Here is a 25,181-nt window from a genome sequence, read left to right as displayed (position 1 = left end):
TTTTTTCATTAGTTAAACATCAACTAATTGACAACCATTTGATGAACAACAAATTCATATTCCTTAAAAAGAACTCTATGCTGCTAAACGTTCAGACTCCACATTGGTCGTCTGAAGATTTTGAGCAATAGTATCTGAAAGTTCGATTTGCAGCTTTTGGATATCTTCGTCAAATAGCTCGTAACGAATTTTTTCAAAGATTTCTGCTAATTGCTGGAAGTTAGAGATGTGGAAGAATTCACCATCTGTTACTCTTACAATGTTGTCTTTTTTCGATCTTCCTCTCTACCTACTCCATAAGCTGCTCCTTTCTAATCAACGGTTTGTAGATTTTTTATTCATTATTTGTTGTCTTGCTGTAGCTCCCAAGCTAATTATACCGAGCGGGAAGTTAAACAACAATCGTTTTTATAGTATTTTATTCATATTTCAGCTATTATTTTATATATTTTTATTTTTAAAGACCATTATTAAGTAAAAATACACAATTCTAGTTTAAGCCTTCTTTGCTTGAATCGCATTTTCATCCCTATGCTCCTGCCCTTTTCTAACAAGTAAGCAAAAAAAGACATTCTCTCGCAAGGAGAAAATGTCTTGAATGGTTTCTTTGACCGTCTTAGTTCGCTAAGGAACGACTAACTCTTGACTTACAGCTGATAATGGATCGCTTTTTGGTACTTTTCAAACAGGGACTGGTTCAATTCATCCCCGCCGTCCAGGTTCGCTGAGTAAAAAATCGGCGGATAGTCGACACCGGCTTCTTTTAGTTTTTGGCAAACTTCAACGATGATCGCATTTAAGATCGTTGCGCCGACTACGGTGGATGTGGGGCCGACTTTTTGTTCGACGTCAGGAATCGTACACGCAGCATCGCCAATCTCCCCATGATTGTCGATGACGATATCCGCCGTTTCAAACAAACGCAAGCCTGAAGTATGGCGGCTGGTGACTGTTTTCGAATAGGTAAGATTCGTTAATGCGATGATCTTGACTCCTTTTTCTTTGGCATGAAGCGCCATATCGATGATAACTGGGTTTCGCCCAGACACCGAATGCAAGATCAGCACATCACCTGCTGTAAAGGGTTGGGTCGCCGCCAAGGCACTACCGTAGCCTTCTAAGCGCTCCATTTTACTAGTGAAGGTGATTGGGCTGCGATCAAGCATCAGTTCTCTTCCAAAGATCGCATTGATGGTCATCATGCCACCTGCTCGATAATACATCTCTTCAGCTAAGATCCCAGCGTGACTTGCGCCAAAAATGTAGATGGCTTTTTTGGTCAAGTTCGTTTGCGTCAGTAATTCAATGGCTTGCTCAATCACTGGTGCTTCTTTTTCTTCTACAATAGACAATAGTTCTTTTGCTTTTTCAAAGTATTGAAACATTTAAAACCCTCCAAACAGCTTGCCGATCAATTCACCAAGGATGCCCCATAGAGATAAATCGTTCCCACCGAAAATCAAGATCCAGTTTTGAATCGTCGTTGAGAACAACGCTGCAGAGATCCCAACGAGTGCTACCATAACGACAGAAGCTGTGATCGTACCAATAATGGCACCTCGCAAGCCCCCTTGTCCTTCGCCGATCACCGCAGCACCGCCACATTCAAAGAAGCTAGTGATAACTAAAGGAACGATCAAAATGCCAAAGACGTTGGTCGTATTGGCAATGACCACTAAAATCGTTGAGGTGATCATCGCCACGATAAAGCCGATGATTACAGCATTTGGACGATAGTTGAACAAGATGGGCACATCAAAAGCTGGTTTTGCTCCAGGAACGACTTTTTCTGCGATCCCTTGAAAGGCGGGAATGATTTGGTTGATCAATAGACGTACCCCATACAACATGATCAATAATCCTGCACCGAAGTTCAAGCCAGCATCAACCGCAAACATCACCAAGTTGCCCCCTTCAGGAACTAATACGGGCGCAATCAAACCGATAACGATATTCATCAAAAACATCACTAACGCGCCAGTAATCGATATTTCACGGAAAAACGAGAGATTTTCAGGCACTTTCAAATCTTCCGTCGATTTTTCTTTGTTTCCGATCCGTTTTGCAACAAATCCTGAAACCAATGACAAGATCCCCGTTGGATGACCGATCAAGAATGAATCATCGCCTGTGGCATCCCACACATATTTACGCATGATCCATGGCATGAATGACCAGTAACAAGCAGATAGAACCGCCCCTAAAATCAACAATGGGATTCCGGTAAGCCCGCCTTCAACGCCCCCAGCGACGATGACGAATGGGAACCACCACAACATGTGACCGGTGAGGAAAATCGTCTTCACAGGTGTAAAGCGAGCAATCAATAAATGAATGACAAGTCCGAAAAACATCGCTAAACCAACTGTTCCGCCGTATTCTGCCGTAAAGGTGATGTCAGAGAGCCCATCTGACACAGCAACGCCTAATTGGGTTTGAACCGCTGCATTGATCGGTGCGATCGTTCCCACCAACATATTTACCCCAGCCGTCAATGCCACCATCCCGAAGGAAGCTGTTAAGGTTCCTTTGACGACTTCTGCAAAAGGTTTTCTTTGTACCAATAACCCAATCATGGCAATGATCCCCAGTAGGACTGGCGGATTTTTTAAAATATAATCCGTGACAAAATTCATGATTATCCCTCTCTTTCAGCTAAAAATTTTTCCATTTGCTGTTTGACTTCTTCTTTATCCATATACTTTTTGATTGGATAAACGGGTGCTTTCACGGATGCTTTTAACTCATTCAATAATTCATTACTCGTAAAATAAACATCTGCTGGTGTCGCTTTTGCCGTCGATAAATCAGTATTCTCAGCAGTTGCCGTCAACCCTAACTCTTTGATCACCTTGTCGATCGTCATCTTCAATACCATTGAGCTTCCTACACCAAATCCACATACTGCTAAAATTTTCATATCCTTTTCCTCCTATTGGAATAATTGACAAATTTGTTCCCGATCGCCATTTAATATCACGTTGTATTTTTCTTCATCCATAAAGATCGCCATGATCTCTTTCAAGCTTTCTAGATGGCTTTGACTATCTGCGGCGGCTAAGACAAGAAATATCCGTACCGGTTTGCCCTCAAGATCGATGGGCTGTTTCGTTACTAAAAGGCTCATACTTTGTTCCAAAACCCCTTCTCCAGGACGGGCATGCATCAGCGCAAAGTAATCCGCCAACACCATGTAAGGACCATTTTCTTCCACGCTTTGAATCATCGCTTCGATGTAAGCTGACGTGATCAGCGCTTCATCCAGCAAGGGCTGGCTGGCTAATTTTACGGCTGAGCGCCAATCTGTCACTGTCTCATCCGTTTGTATATGCTTTTCAGGCAAAGAATCCTTCACTTTCATTCTGATTTAACCTCCAACATTTTTGATAGGAACCATTCTTTGTTTTCGATTCCTTGCATGATCAATTTCATCATTGGTTCCACCTTTTGCGTCTCATCCTCTCGGATCATCAATAAAATAATGATGTCGGCTTTTTGGTTGCCCCATTCTACTGGCTGATCCAAAAGCAAAATCGAGATAGCTGTTTTTTCGACATAATTCGGATTGCCATGAGGGATGGCAAAGCCATTATCTAAATAGGTTGATTGTAGCTGCTCTCTTTCAATGACGGATTGCTGAAACTGCGCTTTTCGTTTTTCATCACTAAAAGGGGTTTGTTCGATCAGAAAATTGATGGCTTCTGTTTTGCTGGCAAATCGCTCGAAAAAGACGGTTGGCTGGATCATCGATTGGGCTTGAAGAAGTAAACCATTTTGATCGACCGCCGCCTCATTATCAATGACTAAATCGATGTAGTGATTCATGATCCGCTTCATGTCGCGATTGGTCACCATAGGCGAGATCCGCACCACAGGTTTTTGAATTCCGACGAGATCGATGGTTGAAATAATAAAATCGATCGCCGAGATGTCCATCTGCTTTAATTTTTCTACTGAAACGGTTTCGATACTGTCGATCTCTGGCAGAATGCGACGAATTTTCGCAGAGACAAACGAGCTAGTGCCGACGCCATTGGGACAGACAAAAATGATTTTGTTCATGCGGCGCATTCGCTCGATCGCTGCTTGAAAATGGATCGTGACAAATCCGATCTCATCATCAGAGATCCCCACTTGATACGCTTTCAAAAAATCATGGAGCGAGAACCAGACCACGCCATACAAGGCAGGATAGTTTTGCTTGATTTCCTCTAACAAAGGGTTGATGACTGTGGTTTGCGCTTCGATCCGCAACAGCAGTTGATACAGATGGATCGTCACATCTTCTTCCAATCGATTGTCTTGGGTCAAGTCGGTGCCTAAGCCTTCGCTGATTTTTTGAATCAAGTTGCGTACTTTTCCCCGAAAGACGAAAGGAACTTTTTCACTTTTCATAAAAAATTTCAAGCCGCTACCGACGATCAGGTAGGTTAGATATTGCACTTCTTTTGGTGAAAATTGATAAATGTGCTGTTCTTCGATTTCTTTCAGTAGCTCATAGACTAACGGATATTTGTCGAACTCCAAAAACAGCTTCCCCACTTGGCGATTTTCTTCAATCACTAAGTTTTCCGCATGACTCGCCCGTTCGATCAGCAGCACGATGGAAAGGACGATACTTTGGATATAGCTGTCGGGCATTTCCACTTGTTTTTCCACTAACGCTCGACGAAACGCCTGATTTACTTCCTGGTATTTCTCAGGTTCCACCAACAAGGAAAACGCCGCTGGTTGATCCAGCATCATTAAGCAAAAGCGTTTCAGCACCCGATGGATCTGGGATTCACTTCCTTCAAAAAATGTACCTGAATTATCAAATCTCAGACGTAAGCTTTCTTTTTGAAACAGTTCTTTTAAATAAGAAATATCTTTTGCAATACTGCTGCGGGAAACGAAATAATCCTCTGCTAACTGCTGATAACTGAGGTGCTCGCCAGCAATCAACCGTTTAAAAATCAAAATCCTTCGTTCCGATGTCCCCGAATAATTCATTTTCATACGCTCACCCTCTACCTCTATTTTATTGCTACTGTACCAAATTAGAAGGCTAATTGTTAGATTAAAGAATGATTAAAAGGAGTGTACACTTTGATTTTCAAGGCTCCTGCAGGCATTTTATAACAATTTCAAGGCGCTTTTTTTCACAATCTGCCGCCTTTCTCTTATAATTAAGCTAGGATTTATATAGGAGGAGATAACATGAAATGGCGTGGGGGTAGACAAAGCAGAAATGTCGATGATCGAACGGGGCGATCATCTGGCTCAGGCGGGATGCTGGCTGCTGGTGGCGGGATCGGTACGGTGATCATCGCTGTTTTATTTTTCCTGTTTAGCGGTGGTGATTTAAGTTCGCTGCCGGATGTCTTGGGTGGCAGCGGTCAAGCAGCCAATTACCAGACAGAAAATGTGGGCACCAGTGAGTACACGGAGGAAAAAGAGTTTTCCGCAGTCGTGTTCGGCTATTTAGAAGATTATTGGCAAGACGTTTTTCAAGAGCGGCAAGAAACCTATCAAGACCCGACACTTGTATTATTTACGGGAAGTGTCCAGTCGGCATGCGGCTATGCCACGTCACAGGTTGGTCCGTTTTATTGCCCAGCAGATGAGAATGTGTACCTTGATCTGAGCTTTGCCAATGAGCTTTCCGATAAATATGGCGCAAGCGGCGACTTCGCAATGGCCTATGTCATCGCCCATGAAGTCGGTCATCATGTGCAAAATGAGCTGGGGATCACCCAACAATTGGACAAAATCCGCCAGCAAGTTTCAGAAAAGGAATACAATCAGTACAGCGTTCGTTTGGAACTGCAAGCTGACTACTTAGCTGGTACTTTTGCAAAGTATCTACAAGGTGAAACCTATCAAGGACAACCGATTTTAGAAGCTGGCGACATTCAAGAAGCGATCACGGCTGCCAATGCTATCGGGGATGATACGCTGCAAAAAGAATACCAAGGCTATGTTGTTCCAGATAGTTTTACGCACGGCACATCGCAGCAACGCGTGGACTGGTTTAACCGTGGCTATCGTTATGGTGACTTAGCACATGGCGACACCTTTAATGTCGATAGCCTTGACTTGAGCAAGTAGCTTCAACTAAAAAATCACTCCGAAACAGCATGAACCGCCTGCTGCTTCGGAGTGATTTTAGGTTCTTGTTGCCCCTTCAAGCCTTTTGGTGAAGGGACGCTTTACGCTTTCTTAACTTTCGCAATGATTTTTTCGCAAAAACGTGCCTGCTTCGTCATACTTTTTTCACATTTCGAGACTATTATATAAGCATACCAACAAACAACCCTAACACTTTTTCATTTTTACTCCTTTGCCTGTCAGTCCCCGCTGACAGGCTCTTTTTTTGTCTTTTGATTGATATACTCAGACTTGCAAGTCTTTACGCTCATAACGGGAAAAGGTGCCAAAGAAACAGATGATACCGAGCAGCAGTACCCATAGGACTGATGTGGCGCCGTTATCCATGAGTTGGACGGGTAATGCTATGCGGACGGGTGAAAGTCCTGCCAGCCATTCCAATTTATCGTAGAGTTCCCCCACGATGCCGAGCAAATACAGACCGAACACGCAGCCTAAGCCGACGCTGGCGGTTTGTTTGCTGGAACGCAAGATCGTGGATAAAAAGAAACCTAGACAGAGGAAGAAGACTAAAACACCGTACTCGGCAACGAAGATTTTGCTGATTTCTTCTATAAAAGCGGACAGGTCGTCTTCAGGCAGTTTGAACAAAGCAAATGAGGCCAGACTACTGCCATAAGCAATCAGCCAAAAGCCAGTCAGCAACAACAATCGAGCGAGGAACTTCCACCCAACGATTTCTCTGCGGCTAATAGGCTGAGCATATAAGTACTCGATCGTTCCTTCTGATTCTTCAGTGATCAGGCTGTTCAAGCCTAAAAGCATCCCATAAATACACGCAGCGATAAATAAGTATTGAAAGTAGTACCCGAAAAAGCCTGTCGGTGAAACCAAGCTTGAGGGTCCTGTCAGTTGGATGTTAAAGATGCCTAGTAATTCTGGGCTGAAAGAGCCCAACATCTGGTCTAACGACGTTTTCATTTCTGGCGTGATCATTTGAGGATAGATAGCCGTAAATGCAAAAATGATTGCTGCAAAAAGGATCGCCCAGACTAGCCAGCCTTTGAAGGTATTTTTAAGATCGATTTTCATTAAAGTCATTTTTGAGAACCTCCTTCATACAGGAGCATAAATTGCTGTTCAAGGGTTGGGTGTTCGATCGTGAACTCTTTAATGGCAGGATTGGTTAAAAAATGTGCCAGCTGATTCATGTCCCCTTGATAGAAAAAACGCAAGCTGTGTGATTCCTGAGCAAGAACCTGTACATTTTCCAAGCCGGCTAATGAGAGGCTGTCCTCATTCGTGAGCGTTACAACTTTGCCGAAATTTTCTTCCTCACTCAATTCTTTCACGGTGATGATCTGTCCTTTACGAATAAAGGCGGTCCGATGGGCATAGGTCTGAATTTCATGCAGATCATGACTGGATAGAAAAATCGTCATCCCCTGTTTGTTTCTTCTGAGAAGCTCTTCAAACAGCCGTTTTTGGATCAAGGGATCTAAGCCATTGGTCGGCTCATCTAAAATCAACATTCTCGGTTGTGCAATCAAGGCGCTCGCAAGCCCGACTTTTTTCTTGTTCCCTAAAGAAAGTTCTGCGATCGATTTGTTTGGATCAATTTGAAAAAGCTCCATCAACTCCTGAATCTCTTTTTTTGGCTGCTTGACTTGATGAAAATCCGCCGTAAATGCCAGTAGTTCTGCTGTCGTCATTTTTGAATAAAACCGTACATCACTGGAAACATACCCAGTAAACGTTTTGATCTCTTTGGCTGCTTGTTGGCAATCTCGTCCAAAAATCGCCGCCTGTCCTGCATCTGGTTTGATAAAATTCAACAATACTTTGATGGTCGTTGATTTTCCCGCACCATTTGGTCCGATAAAGCCAAAAATCTCTCCTTCTGCCACTTGCAATGATACGTTCTCGATGGCGTACTTCTTGTTGTATTGTTTGCTTAGTCCGTTGATCGTAATGGCATCCATCCTGTCCCCTCCTTGTACTGCTTTGATGCCATCAGTGTAGCCTTATTTCATGTTTCCGTCAATCAAAGATCTAAAAGGCTTACGCTGGAATGTTTTACGAAAATCATCAACAGATTGACACACTTCTATTGCTTTCTCTTCCTATTTTTTTCACATTTTCCCGCTATTATCAATACATACCAACAAACAACCCTAACACTTTTTCATTTTTACTCCTATCTCGCCAGTCCCCGCTGGCGGGCTCCTTTTTTTTGCGGCAAAAAAACGCAGACCTAGCAGCAACTGACTTTAGCAAATGTAGCACTCGCTAAAGTCAATTGACTGACTATCCTGCGTTTTTTGGCTCGATCATTTCTGGGACGGATGAATCAATTCTGAATCATCCGTCCCACTTTCATTATTGACAATGCGTCCGTTTTTTAAGTTTTCATGGGTTGATTTATTAACGAAACGGATTGTAGAAACGTCCGCCATTAAGGACCATCAAGGACAATCCGAGCGCCACGATCAAGCAAACGACAGCAATCGCCAAAAGATCTTTGCCTTGGATCGGCTTAGCTTTCAGCCAGGTACGCTGCTTGTGTTTGCCAAACCTTCTTAGCTCCATGGCAGCAGAAATATGGTCGATCCGTTCCAAGCTGGAAAAAATCAAAGGAATCGCAATCGCGACATTGCCTGCCACTCGCTTGCGCAAAGGTGCTTTTTTAGAAAGCTCCACGCCCCGTGCTTGCTGCGCTTTGGCAATGGTCCGAAAATCATCTTGAATATCGGGAATGTAACGCAAAGCCAGTGCGACTGCATAGGCGATCTTGTAGGAAATCCCGATGCGGTTGATACTGGACGCCAACTCACTAGGATTGGTGGTAAACAAGAAAATCACCCCTGGAGGAATCGTGACAAAATATTTGATCAACAGATTCAGCTCATAAAACACTTGTTCTTGGGTCAATGTATACCGACCGATCCCTTCGAAAATCACGTGGCGCGTACCGTAGATCTCCACTCCGTATTCTGGCGCGAAAAGATAGACCGCCACCAAATTCAAAAGCGAAAAGAAGATGATAAATTTCAATACAAAAGCGATATCTCGGTAGCGAATTCCAGCACTGGCAAATAGAAAGACCGAAAACAATGCCAGTCCAATGAGAAAGCGCGTATCATAAGAGATCATCCCGATGATGGATAGCAGCAAAAAACAAATCAGTTTTGCGGCACCGCTTAATTGGTGAATCCATGTTTTGCGGTCAAGATAGCCGATTAGATTACTCTCCATCGTATCCCTCCTTCTCGCTGGCAATGAAGGCGGCAGTAAAAGCGGCGGGATCTGTCAGCTGGTTAAGGGTCGCCAGTGTATACAAGCTGGTTTCTTTGAGGTTTGCGGCACTCACCACTTGTTTGTCTGCTAAGACAACTTCTGGCGGTGCGTCCAGCAAAATCGTTCCTTTTGTCAAAACGATCGTCCGCTGTGTATACTCCAACATCAAATGCATATCGTGGGTGATCATAACGATCGTTAATCCCCGCTGGTTCAACTCCTGTAAAAATTGCATCATTTCGGTGTAATGGCGATAGTCTTGTCCCGCTGTCGGCTCATCCAATAAAATGAGTTCAGGATCTAAGATGAGGATCGCTGCAATGGCGGCTCGGCGTTTTTGTCCATGACTTAGTGCCGACAATGGCCATGAGCGAAACGGATAAAGACCACAGATTTTCAAGGTCTGATGAACTTTTTCTGTAATTTCAGCCTCTGGAACATTTCGGTTGCGCAAGCCTAAGGCAACTTCGTCAAACAGGAAGTTTTTTGACAGCATTTGATTGCTGTTTTGCAACACATACCCGATTTTTTGCGCTCGTTCTTTGATGGAATCATTGCCCATGTCCGCTCCTTGCCAAAGTAATTTGCCAGAAGTCGGAGTCAAAAAGCCGGTAATCAAATGGGACAAGGTCGATTTTCCTGCGCCATTATGACCGACCAAACTAATCATTTCTCCTTGATGGATGGTAAAATCCAGTGCTTGCAAAATGGGTTTGCCCACTTGGTAGGAAAACGATAGATTTTTTGCTTCCAACAACGGCGGCTGGTGGCTAGGAAGCGCCGGTTTCGGAAATTTTTCTTGAAACTGAGTCAGTTTTTCGGCAATCTCAGGTGATGCAAATGCTTCTACCGCGACCAAATCAGCAGCGTCGGTCACGGGAACCCCCGCTTTTTTTAAGGCGGCTAAATACAGTGGTTCACGAATGCCGACTTGCTGTAGCATGTCCGTTTTTAATAGTTCATTCGGTGTACTGTCGGCAAGGATGCGGCCTTCTTCCATCACGATGATGCGATCGACAGCTGCTGCTAACACTTCTTCTAAGCGATGTTCAATGATGATGGTGGTAAAACGCTTCTCTTGATACAGCTGGTCGATCATTTTGATGGCTTCCACACCTGTTTGCGGATCCAAGTTGGCTAGCGGCTCATCAAACAGTAGAATTGGTGTTTCATCGATCAAAACACCTGCCATTGAAACACGCTGCTTTTGGCCACCCGATAATTCCTGCGGTTTTTTCGCCAAATGATCCATTAAGTCAGTCTTTTCTGCCCAAAAACGCAGCGCCTCTTGCATCACTGCTTGACTGCGCTGATCGTTTTCCAATGAAAATACGATATCTTCTGCTACGGTCAAGCCTACAAATTGGCTATCGGTGTCTTGCAGCACCGTGCCGACGGTCAAAGACAGCTCGTAGATGGAAGCTTGCCCAAAGGCATTGGTACCGATCGTCAATTCTCCAGTACTACTGCCTTTGTCGTTTTGCGGGATCAAACCGTTCAAACATTTTCCTAATGTACTTTTGCCAGAACCGCTGGCACCGACGATCAGGACTTTTTCTCCTTCATAGATCGTTAGATCGATGTTTTTCAAGGTCGGTTCCGCTTGTGCATCATATTGGAAAGAAAAATTCGTAAATTGAATGATTTTTTGTTTCATTTTTAGCCTTCACACATTTCTTTGGTTAGGATTCCTTGCTCAAGCTGCCTTTTTTGGTTTTGGTTTGGGCATAGGCTTTTAGCAGGATCACTCCGATTATCCCAGTTACGACTGCATTGGTCAATCCCGCAATGACTCCTTGCGTAAAGACTTTGTTCGCTGGTTCGCCATAGATCAAAATATCCCCGATCGGGGCAATGATCACCCAGACGACCAAATTTGCGATCGTTTCACCGATCAAGAAGGTCCGAATTTCTTTAGCGCCAAAGGTTCCTTGCTGGATTGGAATCCAACGAGTCAAAAGTCCAAAGAACACCCCTAAGATCCCAGAGGCGGCGATCCAAGACCACCATGGACCATAAGTCGTTAAATCTCCTAGAGCATGACCGATAAAGCCTGCTAAACCAGCCACGATCGGACCGTAGACAACGCCTAATAGCGCCAAGAAAGGATAGGCTGTGGCGATATCTGTATTTGGGAAACCCGTCGGAATCGTGACGAAACGTTTTAAGACGAAAAAGACCGCAGCACCGATACCGATTGCAACAATGTGTTTTACTGTAAATTTTGATTGATTCATTTTTCATTTCTCCTTTTTTTGAGGGTAATTTTCCAATTTGTGCCAGTGCCGATTTTATAGGTTTCAGCAAATGAAGCCAAGTTGAGCCCTAAACCGATATTCAGCAAGGAATTGACATATAAGACGGGTTCTTGTTCTGCCACTTGCGCAAAGGATCGTCCGAAACGCACTTCTTCTTGATAACGCAGGGTATCTTGGTAGTAGATACTGACGAGCAGCGACTCATTGTATTGGACCTGCCATTGCTTAAAGAACGTGTGGGGAATATTCGTCCACAACGAACCAAAGCGGATATCGAGAATATCGATCGTCCCTGTGATCGTTTCAGCTGTTTGGCTTGGCTTTTCAATGGCAAAAACTTGGATCGCTTCTTTAGGTTCAGGTGTTCCTAGCTCTTCAAAGCTGATGGCACCGCTGGCGAGCCGAGCGGCATTATACATATAAACATCCCGACCATGAAACGTATGGCTTTCGGCTGATCCTGCCAAGCGCTCAGTTGCCTCATTGATCACCCGAAGTTCAGCGATTCCGATATAAGTCGCTAAATAGGTCAGGGTGCCGTTATCTGGTGTCAAAACCAACTGCCCGGTCGCCAGCTTGGCAACCACACTTCGTCGATCAGACCCTACGCCAGGATCGACCACTGAAACAAAGACTGTTCCTGCTGGCCAATAGGTGACGCTTTGCAGCAGGCGATAGCTGGCGTCATGAATGTTGTATGGCTCGATCTCATGAGTCAAATCCGCAATGACCAGCTCTGGTGCCACTTGATAGGCTACCCCGTACATCGCATTGACCGCTCCATCTTGCAAACCAAAATCGGTTTGAACCACTAATTTGTGCATTTTCTCTCCTCCCAACAACCTTTCTCCTTTTCAACAAAACCTTCGCATGAAACAGCTGACCCTACAGACACAAAAAAAGCCCTTAGCCAAAGCTAAGGGCATCACCTGCGGTACCACCTTAATCTGTAAAACCTTCACAGGCCTCACCTCATTCAGTACCCGAAAACACTCGGAGACTGTCGCTTGTTAACGGGGCAACCGTATTTTCCTAATTAGTCAGAAAATCCGCTCCAAAGTCATTTTCAAATCATTTGTTGTCGTTCCTTCTCACCTGCTGGAACTCTCTGCTAGACAACGCCCGTGATTCTACTTTCTTTTTCATCGCGTTTGCATTTTGTTTCATTAAAATTATCAAAGCTTGTGCCTTTTGTCAATTCTCTTTTAAGAAAAAATTCAAACAGAAGCCATAATTTGTCAAAAGATTCACGCAATTTCTAAATTTCACGCGAAAATTCTTCATATTTTCTCGGTATGATACCTGTATACCAACAAACAACCCTAACACTTTTTCATTTTTACTCCTTCCCGCCAGTCCCCGCTGGCGGGCTCCTTTTTGTCTTCTGACTGTTTTAGATGGTTTCACTTTTTCTTGGCGATTTCTTCTCAGAATTCTGTTTGATTCGTCAATTTTTTTTCACATTTTCCCGCTATTATAAATGCATACCAACAAACAAACCTAACACTTTTTCATTTTTACTCCTTCCCGCCAGTCCCCGCTGGCGGGCTCCTTTTTGTCTTCTGACTGTTTTAAATGGTTTCACTTTTTCTTGGCGATTTCTTCTCAGAATTCTGTTTGATTCGTCAATTTTTTTTCACATTTTCCCGCTATTATAAATGCATACCAACAAACAACCCTAACACTTTTTCATTTTTACTCCTATCCCGCCAGTCCCCGCTGGCGGGCTCCTTTTTGTGAGATTGGACTTGCATTTCTTCCTAGAAAGGATTATCTTTATCTTATGCGGAAGTGGCGGAATGGCAGACGCGCACGCTTCAGGCGCGTGTGAGTTTATCTCGTGTGGGTTCAACTCCCATCTTCCGCATTTAGCAGTTCAGCTTTCTGAACTGCTTTTTTTGTTGCAAAACGCGCATGTTCATCGAATAAACGTGCGCGTTTCATTCAACTATTTTTCCCCTTATTCACTAACATAGGCGGTGCGGAAAAAGAAATGCGCGCCATAAGCTGGGAATTGGATATCTTTAACATTTGATTTGATCAGATAATTTGAAGCACTTTGGTAAAGAGGGACTTGCGCAGCATCTTGCTCCAACAAAATTTCTTCTGCCGCTTTGTAATCTTCAAAATATTGATCGGGGTCATTGGCATGAACGGTGCGCGCATCTTCCGTCAACGCCGTATATTCTTCATTGACATAGCCGCCGTAGTTAAAGGAAGCGCCGTTTTTGTATAAGATAAAGAACATATCCATGTCACTGCTTCCAGCGATCCAGCCAGAAACGGAAAGCTCATAATCACTATTTGCTCTTGATTGATTCAAGCTGGCACGTGGCTGTTTGTTGATGGAGATCGACAAGCCTGGCAAGTTTTCTTGCAGTTGGCTTTGCAAGTACTCCCCGATTTTTTGACCATTGTCATCATCTGTCACTAATAAACGCAGCGTCGTACTTTCACCAATTTCCGCTTGGGCTTTTTCCCACTCTTCCTTGGCAGCCTCTAAATCATACAGATTATAATCACCGCTATATGCTCGAAAATCTTCGCCAGTATTTGGATTCGCAGCTAATCCAGTAGGGATCAATCCATTTAAAACTTTCGCTCCATCGTTCAACACATTATCCACGAGACTTTCTTTGTCGATCGCCAACGCGATCGCTTTACGCACATGAACATTTGCTAAGGCATCGTTGGCGGTTTTATTGAAGTCTAAGAAAAAGTTCGCCACATCGTTTTGCGTAACTAGTTCTTCATTGTCCCCGTATTGTTGGACGTAGATCCCGCTGATTTTTTGCAAATCAAGGTCGCCGCTTTCAAACAATTGGATCCCCGTATTTTCTTCTTTGATGGTGGAGCCTTTGATCTCCTCCAATTGAACGACATCAGCATCGTAGTATTGGTCGTTTTTCACTAGCGTCCACTCGTCTCCTGTCTGTTGCCAATCGGTTAAAGTAAAGGGACCAGAATACAATAAATCTTCACTTGTCCGGGCATAGGTATCGCCTTTTTCTTCAACAAAGGCTTGATTTTGCGGTGCCAACCAACCGATGGAAATCAAGGATAAAAACGAAGGCTGCGGCTGCTCCAACTGCACGATAAAGGTCGCGTCATCTGGGGTTTCCAGACCAATCGTTTCTACCTCTGCATTGCCTTCACGAATGTCTTTACTATTGACTACATTATCCAACAAATAGGCATTTGGTCCCATCGTTGCTGGATCAACTAACTTTTTCCACGCATAAGCAAAGTCAGCCGAAGTGATCGCTTCGCCATTGCTCCATTTCGCATCGTCTCGCAAAGTAAAGGTATAGGTTTTGCCATCTTCACTGATTTCGACTCCTTCTGCCAAGCCTGGAACTGGTTCACTGTTTTCATCGAAACGGTAGAGCCCTTCGAATAAATGTTGTACGATGGTAAACGTTGCTTTATCCGTCGTTTGGGTCGTATCGAGAGTCGTCAGCTCAGCTGGTAGACTCACCGCGATCGCTTGATTCGGCGCTCCGTTAGATTCAGCCTCTGATCCCTCGGTATTTCCTGTTGTCGTGCAGCCAGAAAGGGTCAACCCAATCACTCCTGCTGCAACCAATAAACGCTTCTTCCAGATCATTTTCATTCTTCCTCCTATGTGATTGCGCAACCAACGCAAGTGTTTTTCATGACAGCAAAAAACGCATTCAACGATAAAAAGAAAAAACCTCATCCCTTTGCTTATCAACTTTGACAAACAAAGGGACGAGATTTTCGTGTTACCACCCTTTTTCGCACCACTCTCACAAATGGCACCTCAACAGTACGCTAAGATACTTGGCACGGTAACGGCTGCTTTCCGTCTGATTTGCGTGAACAAATCAGATCACTCAGAGCTCATCTTCACTTTTTTTCTGCTGCCCTTTCTCACCATCCGGGTTCTCTTCTAACAGATTCCAAAGCTACTCTTCTCTTCATCGTCTTTCTTTTTATCTAAAAAACAGGTAAATGACGTTTTTTTGTCTATTTCATGATTGTTTTAAAGTATACTATTGGTGTTTTTGGAAGTCAACAAGAATTGCGAATATTCAGTTTTTTATGATTTTTCTATCAGAGCTTGTTTTGCGTCTTGCTTGCCTTTCGTCACGTTCTTCTCTAGGATAAGAACTAGATAAGCCTTCTGATTTGTAAAAAAGGAGTGTGCCAAAATGAAATTAGCAGAAGCGTTACTTTTAAGACGAGATTTGAACAATCGTCTGTTTCAATTGCGCAACGAAATCTCTAGCAGTGTGTTAGTCCAAGAAGGCGATACCTTGGATCGCAGTATCACAGAATTGTTCAAGGAATACGATGAGATCAATCAACAGTATTCAGAATTAGTCGTAGCCATCAATCGGAAAAATGCGACTGCCTCTTTAGCAGATAGTGCGTTATTGTTGATGGAAGCACTAGAACAGCGAGAACAGCTGCGCCGCAAGCATGCACTGCTTACGCAAGCACTGGATGAAACCAAAGCAGCTCCCCGAATGGGTCGCAACGAAATTCGACTGGTGCGCACGATCGATACAAAAACGCTAACGGAGCAATTGAATGCGACCGCCAAACAGCTGCGAGAATTAGATGGAAAGATCCAACAAACCAACTGGCTAGTCGATCTTTAACAAACATGGGTGGGTGTCAAAGGCGAGCACAAAGCAGGTACAGGCTGATATGTACACTATGGATCGTCTGGCAGAGACGTAAACGTAACAACCACTGCTTACGAATCACAATCGTAACAATCACATTGCATTTTTAGCGACCACGTGCTGATTTGACTGGATGGGAAAAACCCTCTTCTTTTTTTGAGAAGAGGGTTGTTTTTATCGTATCCAGTCGTACTTTGAGGCGGCTCTTTTACTGGGGAGCCTGCTGCTTGTTACTCACAGCGGAAGGACGCGCCAGAAACGCTCGCCCTTTCTCACTGCTCCAAAACTCCTTCATCAATGCCGTCAATCCCTCTTTGGTTTGATTGGCACCAAAGAAAGGACTGCCGGGTTCTAACATGATGCCATTAGCTAAAGCACCGATAGGAAAGGGATCAAAGCCGAAGGCAGCAACGATTTCTGCTGTCTGATCGAGGGCGGTTTGGTCATCACCAGCAATGGCGATGGCTTTTTTGGCAGTTCCTTGAGCAGCCGTTCTCGTCAGCAAAGATTCCTCTTGGATGTCGTGGTACCCCATATGATTGAATCCTTTGACTACTTTACTTTGGGAAAAATAGCGTTGCACACGTTCCGAAGAAGTCTGCTCGATGGATGAGTATTCTGTTTCTTTGCCATCGACTTCCCACCAATAGTTCATGGCATCGATTATTAGCTTGCCAGCCAAAGCTTCTGCTGGTAGCTGTTGGTACTTACTCAACGGAATTGCCAAAAGGATCGTTTGGGCTTCTGTCATCACTTCAGCGGCATTTTTTGCGATCGCTCCCGGAGCCAACACAGAAACGGACAAGGCGATTTTTTCTGCTGGCTTCGTACTGGCGATCAAGACCCGATAGCCCGCCTTGGCACCAAGATTTGCGAGCGCTAAGCCTAACTTGCCTGCGCCTAAAATACCGATGGTTTTAGGCATTGCTATCACCTGCTGCCAACAATTCTTTCACCCGTGGAATCACTTTGGTTCCATACAATTCAATCGTTTTGAAACGGTCTTTTTGCAGCTGTCCGCCAGTACCGTAAACCAGATCAAAGCGTTCTACACCGACTTGCGGCATCATACGGGCGATTTTTTGCGCCACGGTTTCTGGACTGCCTACATAGTAAGAACCATGTTCGACTTCAAAGTCAAAGCGCTCTTTGCTCATGGCTGGCCAGCCGCGATCAAGACCGATTTTGTCCATGCTCTTTCTGATGTAGTTCCAGCCGATTTCATAGGCTTCTTCGTCGGTGTCGGCGATCACACCATGGGAGTGCATGCCGATTGGCAGAATCGGTTGCCCCAATTGCTGCGCTGCCTTTTTATACAGATCAACATAGGGCGCAAAACGAGCAGGTTCGCCACCGATGATCGCTAACATAACGGGAAACCCATAACGGACGGCACGAATGATCGATTCAGGGGTTCCACCGACACCTACATAGGTATCTAATTGGTGTCCCTCGATTTTTGGAAAAACGTCGGCATTTTTTAAGGATTGCGTGAACTTGCCTTCCCAAGTTAGTGGTTTGCCTTTTCTCAGTTCACTAAACATCGCTGTTTTTTCTTCAAATAGTTCTTCATAATCTTGCAAGTCATAGCCGAATAGAGGGAATGATTCAGTAAAAGATCCTCGTCCCAGCATGATTTGTGCACGACCGTTCGACAACGCGTCAACGGTCGCAAACCGTTCGTAGACCCGCACGGGATCATCCGAACTCAAGACAGTTACACCGGTACCTAATTTGATGGTTTTGGTAACCATCGCTAAAGCCGCTAGTACCGTATCAGGACTTGAGATCGAATACTCTTCCCGATGGTGCTCCCCTAAGGCAATGACATCGATGCCGACTTCATCGGCTAATTTTCCTTCTGCCACGATATTGCGCAACGATTCGCTATAACTGATCCGTTCTTTCGTTGTATCATCAAAGGCTAGATCGCCAAACGTATCTAACCCAAATTCAAGATTTCTGTGATTGATGGTCATTTTCTTTTCCTCATTTCTCATTACTGATTCTCTGTTCTCACTATAACAAGGAACAAAAAAAGTTGCGAACAATATGCTTACTTTTTGTAAGTTATCGATTTTAAAGCAAAAAAACACTTTCCCGAACAAAAATTCAGGAAAGTGTTTGGTCTTTAAAGATAGATCCCTTTACTATGGAGATTCACTAAGCATTCTTCCAAGTATGCTTCATCATGTTCTGGATAGATTGGCGTAGTCAAAGGAACAGCTTGAACGGAGGGTTCCAGCGGCAGATTTTTGCCACGATACGCTGGATCGTACCATTCAGGTGCTGGCCGATAGCCTCGACGGGTCATTTCATCCAGCACTAACTGATGGTATTGAAACAATTTATAGGGCGGATGGGTAAAAACGTAATCGACGGTTGCGTGCTTCTTGCCCCAGCCTAGCCCCCGTAAGGCTGCTGCTTCACGATGCTGGCCTAACAGCTGCTGCCGAGGCAAAGCAGGTATCAGCGCTTCATGCCATAAGCGCATCGGTTCAGCCTCCTTTATTCTGCGTCTTGGCTGATGAAATTGTCTTGATTTTCAATAACGATCTTGCCGACTGCATGGTGTGTCTCACTCAATGCGTGGGCATCGTAAATTCCTTGTGCCGTCAATGGGAAGGTTGCACCGATGATACTGTTGACTTTTTCTGCTTCGATCAGCTCTGTCAATTCTGCCAATTGTTTGCCGTTGGTTCGTAACCAAATTGCTTTGGCGAAGATGTCTTTTTCATTTGCCAAGTCTTCGTCTTCAATACTCAAAATCGAGATCAGACGGCCCTTAGGTTTTAAGACAGTGAAACTTTTCTTCTGGGTGTCGCCCCCCATCGTATCAAAGACCAAATCGATGTCTTGCAAGACTTCTTCAAAATCTGTCGTATGGTAATCGATGATCTCATCGGCACCAAGTTTTTGCAATAACTCATGGTTACGAGGACTAGCCGTCGTGATGACGTAAGCGCCAGCTGCTTTTGCTAGTTGGATCGCATAGGTACCAACTCCGCCTGCTCCGGCATGGATCAAGACTTTTTCCCCTTCTTTTAAACGACCGTGTTCAAACAACGCTTGGTAAGCAGTCAAACCAGCTAATGGCACTGCAGCTGCTTCTGCGTAGTTTTGGTTTTCTGGTTTGATCGCTGCTAACTCAGCATCCACGATGGCGTAATCAGCATACGTCCCAAAACGAGTCGTTTCAGGGCGGGCATAGATCGCATCACCAACTTTGAATTCTGTCACATCAGCACCTATTTCTACGATATCCCCTGCGACATCCCAACCTAAAATAATTGGGAAGTCCCACGGAAACATTTGTTTTAAATAGCCTTCTCTTAATTTCCAATCGATCGGGTTGATGGACGTTGCGGCAACTTTGACTAATAATTGATTTGCTTTTAATTCTGGTAATTGGACCGTTGCTTCTTTTAATTGGTCTTTTCCACCATAGGCTTCAATAACGACAGCACGTGTTTCCATTGATGCTTCACTCCTTACATTCATTCCTCATCAAAGAGAGGTTCCTGTTTTTCCATCCCTTGATTTCTCACTTCCCTAGCTTAGGCAAAAGGAGGGAATTTGACAAATGATATGTTTGGAAACTGCCGCAGCCACCTGGCCGTTCCTCCTTCTAAGCCTTGAAAGAAACGGGTTTATTTTTTCTTCATTTTTTTATTGCCTTTTCTTTAAAAATCAATTACGCTACTCAAGAAATACGAAATTGTAGAGAAAGAAGGAATTGATGAATTGAAAAGGTTGTGGGTATTTTTTGGCGGTGTGATCGGCATCACCGCGTTGCTGTTTTTAGGTGCTTCGGTGTTAACGAAAGAATCGGGGGCAGCAACGTCGTCCGACAAAAATACAGTGATTATTTACAATTGGGGCGAATATATTGACCCCGAACTGATCAAAACATTCGAAACTGAGACTGGTTACTCAGTGATTTATAATACATTTGACTCCAACGAAGCGATGGAAACGAAAATCAAACAAGGCGGCTCGCGCTATGATTTGGTTTTCCCTAGCGAATCGATCATTCCGAAAATGATCGAAGAAGGATTGTTAGTGCCTTTAGACCATCAGAAATTGACGGGAACGGAAGATCTGTCGCCTTTTTTGATGGATCAAGCCTTTGATCCTGACAATACCTACTCGATCCCCTATTTTTGGGGCACGATCGGAATCATGGCAAATACTGAAGAAGTTGATGTTTCTTCGATCCATGGCTGGAGTGATTTATGGGACCCTGCATTTAAAAATGATGTATTGATGGTGGATGGTGCTCGCGAAACCTTAGGAATCGCGTTACAGACGCTCGGTCTTTCCCAAAATGAAAAAGACCCGACCAAGGTCGCCAAAGCCTTGAAGAAGCTGGAAAGTATCCGTCCCAATGTCAAAGCAGTTTTGACCGACGAGATCAAAACCTTGATGATCAACAACGATGCCCCTTTAGGAATCGGATATTCGGGCGATGCCGCTTATGTGATGGCGGAAAATCCTGCCGTCACCTATATCGTTCCCAATGACGGCGGTGCGATTTGGACAGACAATTTTGCGATCCCGAAAACCGTTGGCAATCTTGAGGGAGCCTACGCCTTCATCAATTTTATGCTGCGACCAGAAAATGCCGCACAAAATGCCGAATACGTGGGCTACGCCACGCCGAGTGAAACGGCCAAAGCCATGCTGCCAGCAGAACTTACTGCTGACAAGGCTTTCTACCCTGAGCCAAGTGCGATGGAACAAATGGAACATTATGAATACTTAGGAAAAGAAGCGGTTGAGCTTTACAACGATCTTTTCCTTGAATGGAAGTTGGGATTATAATTGTCACTATTACTAAAATCTGAACACATCTTTGATACCAAAACAAAAACGACTTTTGCGGGCTTTCTCCTGATAGAAGACCAGAAAATCACGGCTGTGGGTCCTCTTTCAGCGCTGCCAACACTTGCTGAAGACAACCAGGTCATTGATCTCAAAGAACAAATGATCATTCCAGGCTTTATTGATGCTCATGTTCATTTTTATCTTTCCGCATTACTCCATCAAGGGGCACTGACCCATCTTACGGGAGTGTCAGAAGAAGCCGTTGCCCAGCAAGTGCCCGCCTTGCCCATCACCCATGGATGGAAAATCGGCATCGGCTGGTTCAGCAGTGATTTCGGTCAGCAAGTCTACCCGACGAAAGATTCAATCGATAACTATTGTGCCGACACGCCTGTCATGCTGATTTCAGGTGATGCCCACAGTATTTGGTTGAATAGCCAAGGGATCGCTGCTTTAGGGATCACACCTGAGAACTTACCAGCAGGGATCAGCGGGGAGGCACTGCTTGACGAAAACAGCGGACAATTAAGCGGCTGCTTTTTAGAAGCGATCGCCATTCATTATTTAGCAAAGGTCTTACAGTCATTTCAGGCACAAAGCCCTGCTGCCTTTCTGACCTATATGAAGCAGCTCAATCAATACGGCATTACGACGATCGGTGATGTTGCCTTGACAGGAGAAAGCTGGGACGATTTGGTTTACCCCACTCTTTATCGGCAAACAGAAGCAGAAGCGACCTTGCGCGCTGTCTTTTATCCAGCCATGCGAGAAGACATCACGCAACTGAAAGAAACTTACCATACTTATCGCTCCGAAAAAGTACAAATGGGCGGCGTCAAACAATTTTTTGATGGCGTGACGAGTACGCACACGGCTTTTTTAAAAGAGGAATATGAAACACCGTATTTTGCTGGTGATGTCGGGATGCCGTTGATCGATGTTCAACGGATGCGCCGCTTTATTTTACAAGCCAACCAGCAAGACTGGCCGATGCGCATCCATACCATCGGTGATGAAGCGATTCGACAAGCACTCCTCTTTTATCAAGAAAGTGCTGCTGCTCACCCGCTTTCTAAAGGCAAAGCCAATACTTTGGAACACTTGGAAGTGATGGATGCCGCTGATCTGCCACTAGTTCGCCAAGAACAACTGGTACTCTCCGTACAGCCTAGCCATTTATTAGTCGGTTATGAGACCCTCGATGAAGAAGTAGGCCCTCAGCGTGCCAGTCAAATGTTTCCTTTTCAGTCCTTTCTAGAGCAAGGCGCAACCTTGGCTTTTGGGACTGATACGCCAGTCGTGATCGACGTGACTCCTTTAGACTCACTGTATTATGCGGTTGCTCGGCAGGAAAAAAACGGCCAGCCAGCAGGCGGATTGATGCCACAAGAAAAAATCTCCATCGCCGATGCCCTCTATGCCCACACCGCAGGCGCCGCCAAAGCCTTGAGTCGGCAAGATATCGGGCGATTAGAAGTTGGCTGTTTAGCCGATCTTTGTATTTTGTCCCAAAACATCTTGCCTTTGACTGCCGAAGAATTGCTTCAAACGACTGTTGAAGCGACCGTATTTGATGGGCGATTTGTTTATTGGGGTAACTGATGAAACACCAGATCTTGTGAAAGTACAAGGTCTGGTGTTTTTCTTTGATCAAAAAATACAGAAACAGGTGCTTAGTTTGGACCACTCTCCCTTTTCGTACTTGCCCCTATCCCTTACGATGGATTCCCTGCTTGGCAGCTATGCTTTATCATAGGTTTTCTTTCGGCCATTTTGCTTCGCGTGGATTGGTCTATTCGATTGGCGCAGCAAAAGAATAATTTAAGCGGTTGCCAGTTTCTTTATTTGATGGAAATTCAGAAACATGCCTCTTTTCCCTTGGAGTTTTTTCCTTTTAACAGCAATCATTGGTCTATTCCACCCCCTCCCTTTCTCCTTCAATCGTTTTTTAAGCCTTTGAATAAATTCTTAATAAAATAACTAACAAAAAATAAACTTTTACTATATCCCTTGAATGTAAGCGGTAAATTTGTTATTATTACCAAGGATAAGGAGGTGTTTATCTATTGTATGCGATTAAAATCTTTCATGGTTATCTAACCGCCGAAGGAAAAAGAACACGGGACAAAACAATTGCATTGACCTATACTTGCAGAGAAGATGCTGAACGTTTCGCAAATAAAATCGGCGGGAGAGTTAAAAAAATTGGCTAACCAACTAGAATAAAAAAGGCTGTCAACCTCAGTAGGTGACTGCCTTTTTTTGTTATCTGATTTCCAGCAAATCAAGCGATACTCCTGACTTTTTACATATGTTTAAGCTCCTTTTCTTGTTGAATCGAGAAGTGAAGCAAGTTAGTTGGTTTTGACGCCTTGAGTCTTTATACTGAAACAAAGGCACCAGCCAATCCAAAAAAGGAGTGATCCGTCCATGTGCGGCCGATACTTATTTGACCCAACAACTGGCGAATTGTCAGAATATTATCAAGAAGCCGCGGCGAAAGCCCGCAAGCGCCAACAGACTGTCGCTGTCAATGATATTTTCCCTTCCAATCATGTCGTAACCATCGGTGCAAATCAACAACAACAAGTTGTAGCTGGTGTGACAAGATGGGGCTTTACCGGCTTTAAAAAAGGGCATTTGATGATCAATGCCCGTTCTGAGACCGTTGAAGAAAAACCGACTTTTCGCAAACCTTTCCAAGAGCATCGCTGTGTCTTTCCGATGTCTGGTTTCTATGAATGGAATCATGAAAAGGAAAAGTTTCTCTTTTCGCAAGATCACGTGATTTATGCCGCTGGTTTTTATCGCATCCTTCAAAAAGAGGATCAAATCGAAACCGAATCAATCATTCTAACGACTGCCGCGAACGATTCTGTTGAACCAGTCCATGATCGAATGCCTCTGTTCTTAGAAAAAGAAGCGATTGCTTCTTGGATCAATGACTTGGCTTTTGCTCGCCAACAACTCAAAGCAGAAATGCCCAAGCTGAAAACTCAATTGCTCTCTTCTTAACTGCTTGCTACTTCTTTTTCAGCAGAACAAAAACCGCCAAGTCAGCTTTGATTTGGCGGTTTTTCCTACTTCTGCTTTTTCTTAATAAACGGTGAAGGTTTTGCCAGTCATGATCCCAAAGACTGCTTTTTGATACGCTGCAAAAACAGGTGCGTCACCAACTGGAATAAAGCCTTTGAAAGAATCTGCGAAGGTTTCCCAAGAGCCCACAAGCGCATTGGGACTGACTGCATTGATTCGTACCCCATGACCGATCTCAAAAGCTGCCGATGCCACGAAGGCTTCTAAACCGCCGTTGACCAGTGCTGAAGGCGTGCCCATTGGGATAAATTCGTCTTTGATAATTCCAGAAGTCAGTGTGATACTGCCGCCTTCATTGAGAAAATGCTGGCCAATCAACGCAAGGTTGACTTGTCCTTGCAGCTTCGAAGCCACCGACTGTTGAATATCTGCTGGCGTCAATTCCTCAAAGGGTTTAAACACTGTGCTTCCCGCAGCGGAAACAATGGCATCCACTTTCCCAGTAGCTGCAAATAGCTGGCTGACACTGTCTGCATCCGCAATTTCGACTTGATGATCGCCGCTGCTACGGCTAGCCGTGATCAGCTCCACCTCTGGTAGCTGCTGAAAGCCTTCAACTAAAAGCTGCCCAAGTGTGCCGGTATGTCCAATCAAAAGTAATTTCATTTCCTCGCCTCTTTTTTGTTTTGTGCTTCGATTCTAACCCAACCAAGCGATTTCGACCATTCATCTGCTTTTCCTGCCTTATTGATCTATTCTTACCCTTCCCCATTTGTTCCCCTACTACCTGCGTAGTGATTGGAATCACCTATCACGAAAGCAATTGACAACTTTCTCATCTTGTTCTAAGATACTACTAATTTCATACACATGCAGTGAGAAGAAGAGTACGATCCCCCCTTTCTTTCAAGAGAGCTCGGAACTGGTGGAAACGAGTAAGGAAGACGATCCGAAGATGACCTTTGAGCATTCGTGGACGAACAATCCCCGACGGAGAAAGCCCGATAGCGCAATGCAG

Annotated in this window: 23 protein-coding genes, 1 tRNA gene and 2 other annotated features (1 of these 26 only partly in view); of the genes, 7 read left to right on the top strand and 17 right to left on the bottom strand. The window is 44.4% G+C overall.

Annotated features, from left to right (window positions below):
* Nucleotides 1-647 precede the first annotated feature (647 nt).
* The 5 genes from IGI77_RS05205 to IGI77_RS05185 are packed head-to-tail and all read right to left on the bottom strand — an operon-like array spanning nt 648 to nt 4,998.
* Nucleotides 648-1,385 (bottom strand): SIS domain-containing protein, encoded by a 738-nt coding sequence (locus IGI77_RS05205; protein ID WP_438769630.1) that lies wholly within the window; start codon nt 1,383-1,385, stop codon nt 648-650.
* Complete coding sequence (locus IGI77_RS05200) at nt 1,386-2,636, bottom strand: PTS ascorbate transporter subunit IIC (RefSeq protein ID WP_438769629.1); 1,251 nt, start codon at nt 2,634-2,636, stop codon at nt 1,386-1,388.
* 2 nt (nt 2,637-2,638) lie between these two features.
* Nucleotides 2,639-2,920, bottom strand: a complete 282-nt coding sequence (locus IGI77_RS05195) for a PTS sugar transporter subunit IIB (RefSeq protein ID WP_005225413.1) — start codon at nt 2,918-2,920, stop codon at nt 2,639-2,641.
* 12 nt (nt 2,921-2,932) lie between these two features.
* Nucleotides 2,933-3,361: a PTS sugar transporter subunit IIA gene (locus IGI77_RS05190; protein WP_005225412.1), complete on the bottom strand. Its 429-nt coding sequence runs from the start codon at nt 3,359-3,361 to the stop codon at nt 2,933-2,935.
* A complete protein-coding gene (locus IGI77_RS05185; protein ID WP_015509220.1) occupies nt 3,358-4,998 on the bottom strand; it encodes a BglG family transcription antiterminator in 1,641 nt (546 codons plus the stop codon). Before IGI77_RS05185 ends, IGI77_RS05190 begins: the two co-directional genes overlap by 4 nt.
* Nucleotides 4,999-5,199: 201 nt before the next feature.
* Here IGI77_RS05185 and ypfJ point away from each other — a divergent pair, with 201 nt between their 5' ends.
* Nucleotides 5,200-6,090 carry a KPN_02809 family neutral zinc metallopeptidase gene (gene ypfJ, locus IGI77_RS05180; RefSeq protein ID WP_086291965.1) on the top strand — a complete coding sequence of 297 codons (891 nt, stop codon included), beginning with the start codon at nt 5,200-5,202 and terminating at the stop codon, nt 6,088-6,090.
* A gap of 285 nt (nt 6,091-6,375) precedes the next feature.
* Here ypfJ and IGI77_RS05175 read toward each other — a convergent pair whose 3' ends face one another.
* The 6 genes from IGI77_RS05175 to IGI77_RS05150 form a co-directional block, all read right to left on the bottom strand.
* Complete coding sequence (locus tag IGI77_RS05175) at nt 6,376-7,191, bottom strand: ABC transporter permease subunit (protein ID WP_413153601.1); 816 nt, start codon at nt 7,189-7,191, stop codon at nt 6,376-6,378.
* Entirely contained in the window at nt 7,188-8,072 is an 885-nt protein-coding gene (locus tag IGI77_RS05170; RefSeq protein ID WP_375836983.1) for an ABC transporter ATP-binding protein, read from the bottom strand. Before IGI77_RS05170 ends, IGI77_RS05175 begins: the two co-directional genes overlap by 4 nt.
* Before the next feature lie 442 nt (nt 8,073-8,514).
* Nucleotides 8,515-9,345, bottom strand: coding sequence for an energy-coupling factor transporter transmembrane component T family protein (locus tag IGI77_RS05165; RefSeq protein ID WP_438769628.1), 831 nt, complete (start codon nt 9,343-9,345; stop codon nt 8,515-8,517).
* Complete coding sequence (locus IGI77_RS05160) at nt 9,335-11,044, bottom strand: ABC transporter ATP-binding protein (protein WP_438769627.1); 1,710 nt, start codon at nt 11,042-11,044, stop codon at nt 9,335-9,337. Before IGI77_RS05160 ends, IGI77_RS05165 begins: the two co-directional genes overlap by 11 nt.
* 25 nt (nt 11,045-11,069) lie before the next feature.
* Entirely contained in the window at nt 11,070-11,624 is a 555-nt protein-coding gene (locus IGI77_RS05155; protein ID WP_005225401.1) for an ECF-type riboflavin transporter substrate-binding protein, read from the bottom strand.
* Complete coding sequence (locus IGI77_RS05150) at nt 11,621-12,469, bottom strand: SAM hydrolase/SAM-dependent halogenase family protein (protein WP_005225399.1); 849 nt, start codon at nt 12,467-12,469, stop codon at nt 11,621-11,623. The genes IGI77_RS05155 and IGI77_RS05150 overlap by 4 nt, the downstream gene beginning before the upstream one ends.
* A 91-nt stretch (nt 12,470-12,560) precedes the next feature.
* Nucleotides 12,561-12,800 (bottom strand) — a binding site (T-box leader).
* Between the two features lie 630 nt (nt 12,801-13,430).
* Here IGI77_RS05150 and IGI77_RS05145 point away from each other — a divergent pair.
* Nucleotides 13,431-13,512, top strand: a tRNA-Leu gene (locus tag IGI77_RS05145).
* A gap of 93 nt (nt 13,513-13,605) precedes the next feature.
* Here the strand turns inward: IGI77_RS05145 and IGI77_RS05140 are convergent.
* A complete protein-coding gene (locus IGI77_RS05140) occupies nt 13,606-15,258 on the bottom strand; it encodes a peptide ABC transporter substrate-binding protein (RefSeq protein ID WP_438769626.1) in 1,653 nt (550 codons plus the stop codon).
* A 562-nt stretch (nt 15,259-15,820) separates the two neighbouring features.
* Between IGI77_RS05140 and IGI77_RS05135 the strand changes: the two genes are divergently transcribed.
* Nucleotides 15,821-16,273: a DIP1984 family protein gene (locus IGI77_RS05135; protein WP_005225396.1), complete on the top strand. Its 453-nt coding sequence runs from the start codon at nt 15,821-15,823 to the stop codon at nt 16,271-16,273.
* A 235-nt stretch (nt 16,274-16,508) separates the two neighbouring features.
* On the opposite strand, the gene IGI77_RS05130 is transcribed toward IGI77_RS05135, so the two are convergent.
* The 4 genes from IGI77_RS05130 to IGI77_RS05115 all read right to left on the bottom strand — a co-directional run bounded on the left by IGI77_RS05130 (nt 16,509) and on the right by IGI77_RS05115 (nt 19,777).
* On the bottom strand, nt 16,509-17,225 hold the full coding sequence (locus tag IGI77_RS05130) for an NADPH-dependent F420 reductase (RefSeq protein WP_438769625.1): 717 nt from the start codon (nt 17,223-17,225) through the stop codon (nt 16,509-16,511).
* On the bottom strand, nt 17,218-18,279 hold the full coding sequence (locus tag IGI77_RS05125; RefSeq protein ID WP_438770508.1) for an LLM class flavin-dependent oxidoreductase: 1,062 nt from the start codon (nt 18,277-18,279) through the stop codon (nt 17,218-17,220). Before IGI77_RS05125 ends, IGI77_RS05130 begins: the two co-directional genes overlap by 8 nt.
* A gap of 152 nt (nt 18,280-18,431) precedes the next feature.
* On the bottom strand, nt 18,432-18,794 hold the full coding sequence (locus tag IGI77_RS05120; protein ID WP_016610641.1) for a TIGR02328 family protein: 363 nt from the start codon (nt 18,792-18,794) through the stop codon (nt 18,432-18,434).
* A gap of 14 nt (nt 18,795-18,808) precedes the next feature.
* Nucleotides 18,809-19,777: an NADP-dependent oxidoreductase gene (locus IGI77_RS05115; protein ID WP_438769624.1), complete on the bottom strand. Its 969-nt coding sequence runs from the start codon at nt 19,775-19,777 to the stop codon at nt 18,809-18,811.
* 267 nt (nt 19,778-20,044) lie between these two features.
* Between IGI77_RS05115 and IGI77_RS05110 the strand changes: the two genes are divergently transcribed.
* The 4 genes from IGI77_RS05110 to IGI77_RS05095 all read left to right on the top strand — a co-directional run bounded on the left by IGI77_RS05110 (nt 20,045) and on the right by IGI77_RS05095 (nt 24,142).
* Nucleotides 20,045-21,124 carry an ABC transporter substrate-binding protein gene (locus IGI77_RS05110; protein ID WP_142964289.1) on the top strand — a complete coding sequence of 360 codons (1,080 nt, stop codon included), beginning with the start codon at nt 20,045-20,047 and terminating at the stop codon, nt 21,122-21,124.
* Nucleotides 21,125-22,729 carry an amidohydrolase gene (locus IGI77_RS05105; protein WP_438769623.1) on the top strand — a complete coding sequence of 535 codons (1,605 nt, stop codon included), beginning with the start codon at nt 21,125-21,127 and terminating at the stop codon, nt 22,727-22,729. It abuts the gene before it with no gap.
* A gap of 464 nt (nt 22,730-23,193) precedes the next feature.
* On the top strand, nt 23,194-23,340 hold the full coding sequence (locus tag IGI77_RS05100) for a hypothetical protein (RefSeq protein WP_005234527.1): 147 nt from the start codon (nt 23,194-23,196) through the stop codon (nt 23,338-23,340).
* A gap of 217 nt (nt 23,341-23,557) precedes the next feature.
* A complete protein-coding gene (locus tag IGI77_RS05095; protein ID WP_438769622.1) occupies nt 23,558-24,142 on the top strand; it encodes an SOS response-associated peptidase in 585 nt (194 codons plus the stop codon).
* 81 nt (nt 24,143-24,223) lie between these two features.
* Here IGI77_RS05095 and IGI77_RS05090 read toward each other — a convergent pair whose 3' ends face one another.
* The gene (locus IGI77_RS05090) at nt 24,224-24,829 is read right to left on the bottom strand and encodes a short chain dehydrogenase (RefSeq protein WP_010747693.1); all 606 of its coding nucleotides are present in this window, start codon (nt 24,827-24,829) and stop codon (nt 24,224-24,226) included.
* 200 nt (nt 24,830-25,029) lie between these two features.
* Nucleotides 25,030-25,181: a binding site (T-box leader), on the top strand; it runs 80 nt beyond the window's last position.

This window comes from Enterococcus sp. DIV0213h (assembly GCF_051711285.1).
In the GTDB taxonomy this organism is placed as follows: Bacteria; Bacillota; Bacilli; order Lactobacillales; family Enterococcaceae; genus Enterococcus_D; species Enterococcus_D casseliflavus.
The sequence above is the reverse complement of the archived record's forward strand: the minus strand, read 5'-3'. Positions and strand labels throughout refer to the sequence as shown.

Bases quoted from the DNA above. Each gene is read 5' to 3' on its own strand.
- IGI77_RS05170 (WP_375836983.1), bottom strand. From the start codon at position 8,072: ATGGATGCCATTACGATCAACGGACTAAGCAAACAATACAACAAGAAG.
- ypfJ (WP_086291965.1), top strand. From the start codon at position 5,200: ATGAAATGGCGTGGGGGTAGACAAAGCAGAAATGTCGATGATCGAACG.
- IGI77_RS05205 (WP_438769630.1), bottom strand. From the start codon at position 1,385: ATGTTTCAATACTTTGAAAAAGCAAAAGAACTATTGTCTATTGTAGAA.
- IGI77_RS05155 (WP_005225401.1), bottom strand. From the start codon at position 11,624: ATGAATCAATCAAAATTTACAGTAAAACACATTGTTGCAATCGGTATC.
- IGI77_RS05185 (WP_015509220.1), bottom strand. From the start codon at position 4,998: ATGAAAATGAATTATTCGGGGACATCGGAACGAAGGATTTTGATTTTT.
- IGI77_RS05160 (WP_438769627.1), bottom strand. From the start codon at position 11,044: ATGAAACAAAAAATCATTCAATTTACGAATTTTTCTTTCCAATATGAT.
- IGI77_RS05135 (WP_005225396.1), top strand. From the start codon at position 15,821: ATGAAATTAGCAGAAGCGTTACTTTTAAGACGAGATTTGAACAATCGT.
- IGI77_RS05190 (WP_005225412.1), bottom strand. From the start codon at position 3,361: ATGAAAGTGAAGGATTCTTTGCCTGAAAAGCATATACAAACGGATGAG.
- IGI77_RS05175 (WP_413153601.1), bottom strand. From the start codon at position 7,191: ATGACTTTAATGAAAATCGATCTTAAAAATACCTTCAAAGGCTGGCTA.
- IGI77_RS05165 (WP_438769628.1), bottom strand. From the start codon at position 9,345: ATGGAGAGTAATCTAATCGGCTATCTTGACCGCAAAACATGGATTCAC.
- IGI77_RS05090 (WP_010747693.1), bottom strand. From the start codon at position 24,829: ATGAAATTACTTTTGATTGGACATACCGGCACACTTGGGCAGCTTTTA.
- IGI77_RS05115 (WP_438769624.1), bottom strand. From the start codon at position 19,777: ATGGAAACACGTGCTGTCGTTATTGAAGCCTATGGTGGAAAAGACCAA.
- IGI77_RS05150 (WP_005225399.1), bottom strand. From the start codon at position 12,469: ATGCACAAATTAGTGGTTCAAACCGATTTTGGTTTGCAAGATGGAGCG.
- IGI77_RS05140 (WP_438769626.1), bottom strand. From the start codon at position 15,258: ATGAAAATGATCTGGAAGAAGCGTTTATTGGTTGCAGCAGGAGTGATT.
- IGI77_RS05130 (WP_438769625.1), bottom strand. From the start codon at position 17,225: ATGCCTAAAACCATCGGTATTTTAGGCGCAGGCAAGTTAGGCTTAGCG.
- IGI77_RS05195 (WP_005225413.1), bottom strand. From the start codon at position 2,920: ATGAAAATTTTAGCAGTATGTGGATTTGGTGTAGGAAGCTCAATGGTA.
- IGI77_RS05200 (WP_438769629.1), bottom strand. From the start codon at position 2,636: ATGAATTTTGTCACGGATTATATTTTAAAAAATCCGCCAGTCCTACTG.
- IGI77_RS05120 (WP_016610641.1), bottom strand. From the start codon at position 18,794: ATGCGCTTATGGCATGAAGCGCTGATACCTGCTTTGCCTCGGCAGCAG.
- IGI77_RS05095 (WP_438769622.1), top strand. From the start codon at position 23,558: ATGTGCGGCCGATACTTATTTGACCCAACAACTGGCGAATTGTCAGAA.
- IGI77_RS05125 (WP_438770508.1), bottom strand. From the start codon at position 18,279: ATGACCATCAATCACAGAAATCTTGAATTTGGGTTAGATACGTTTGGC.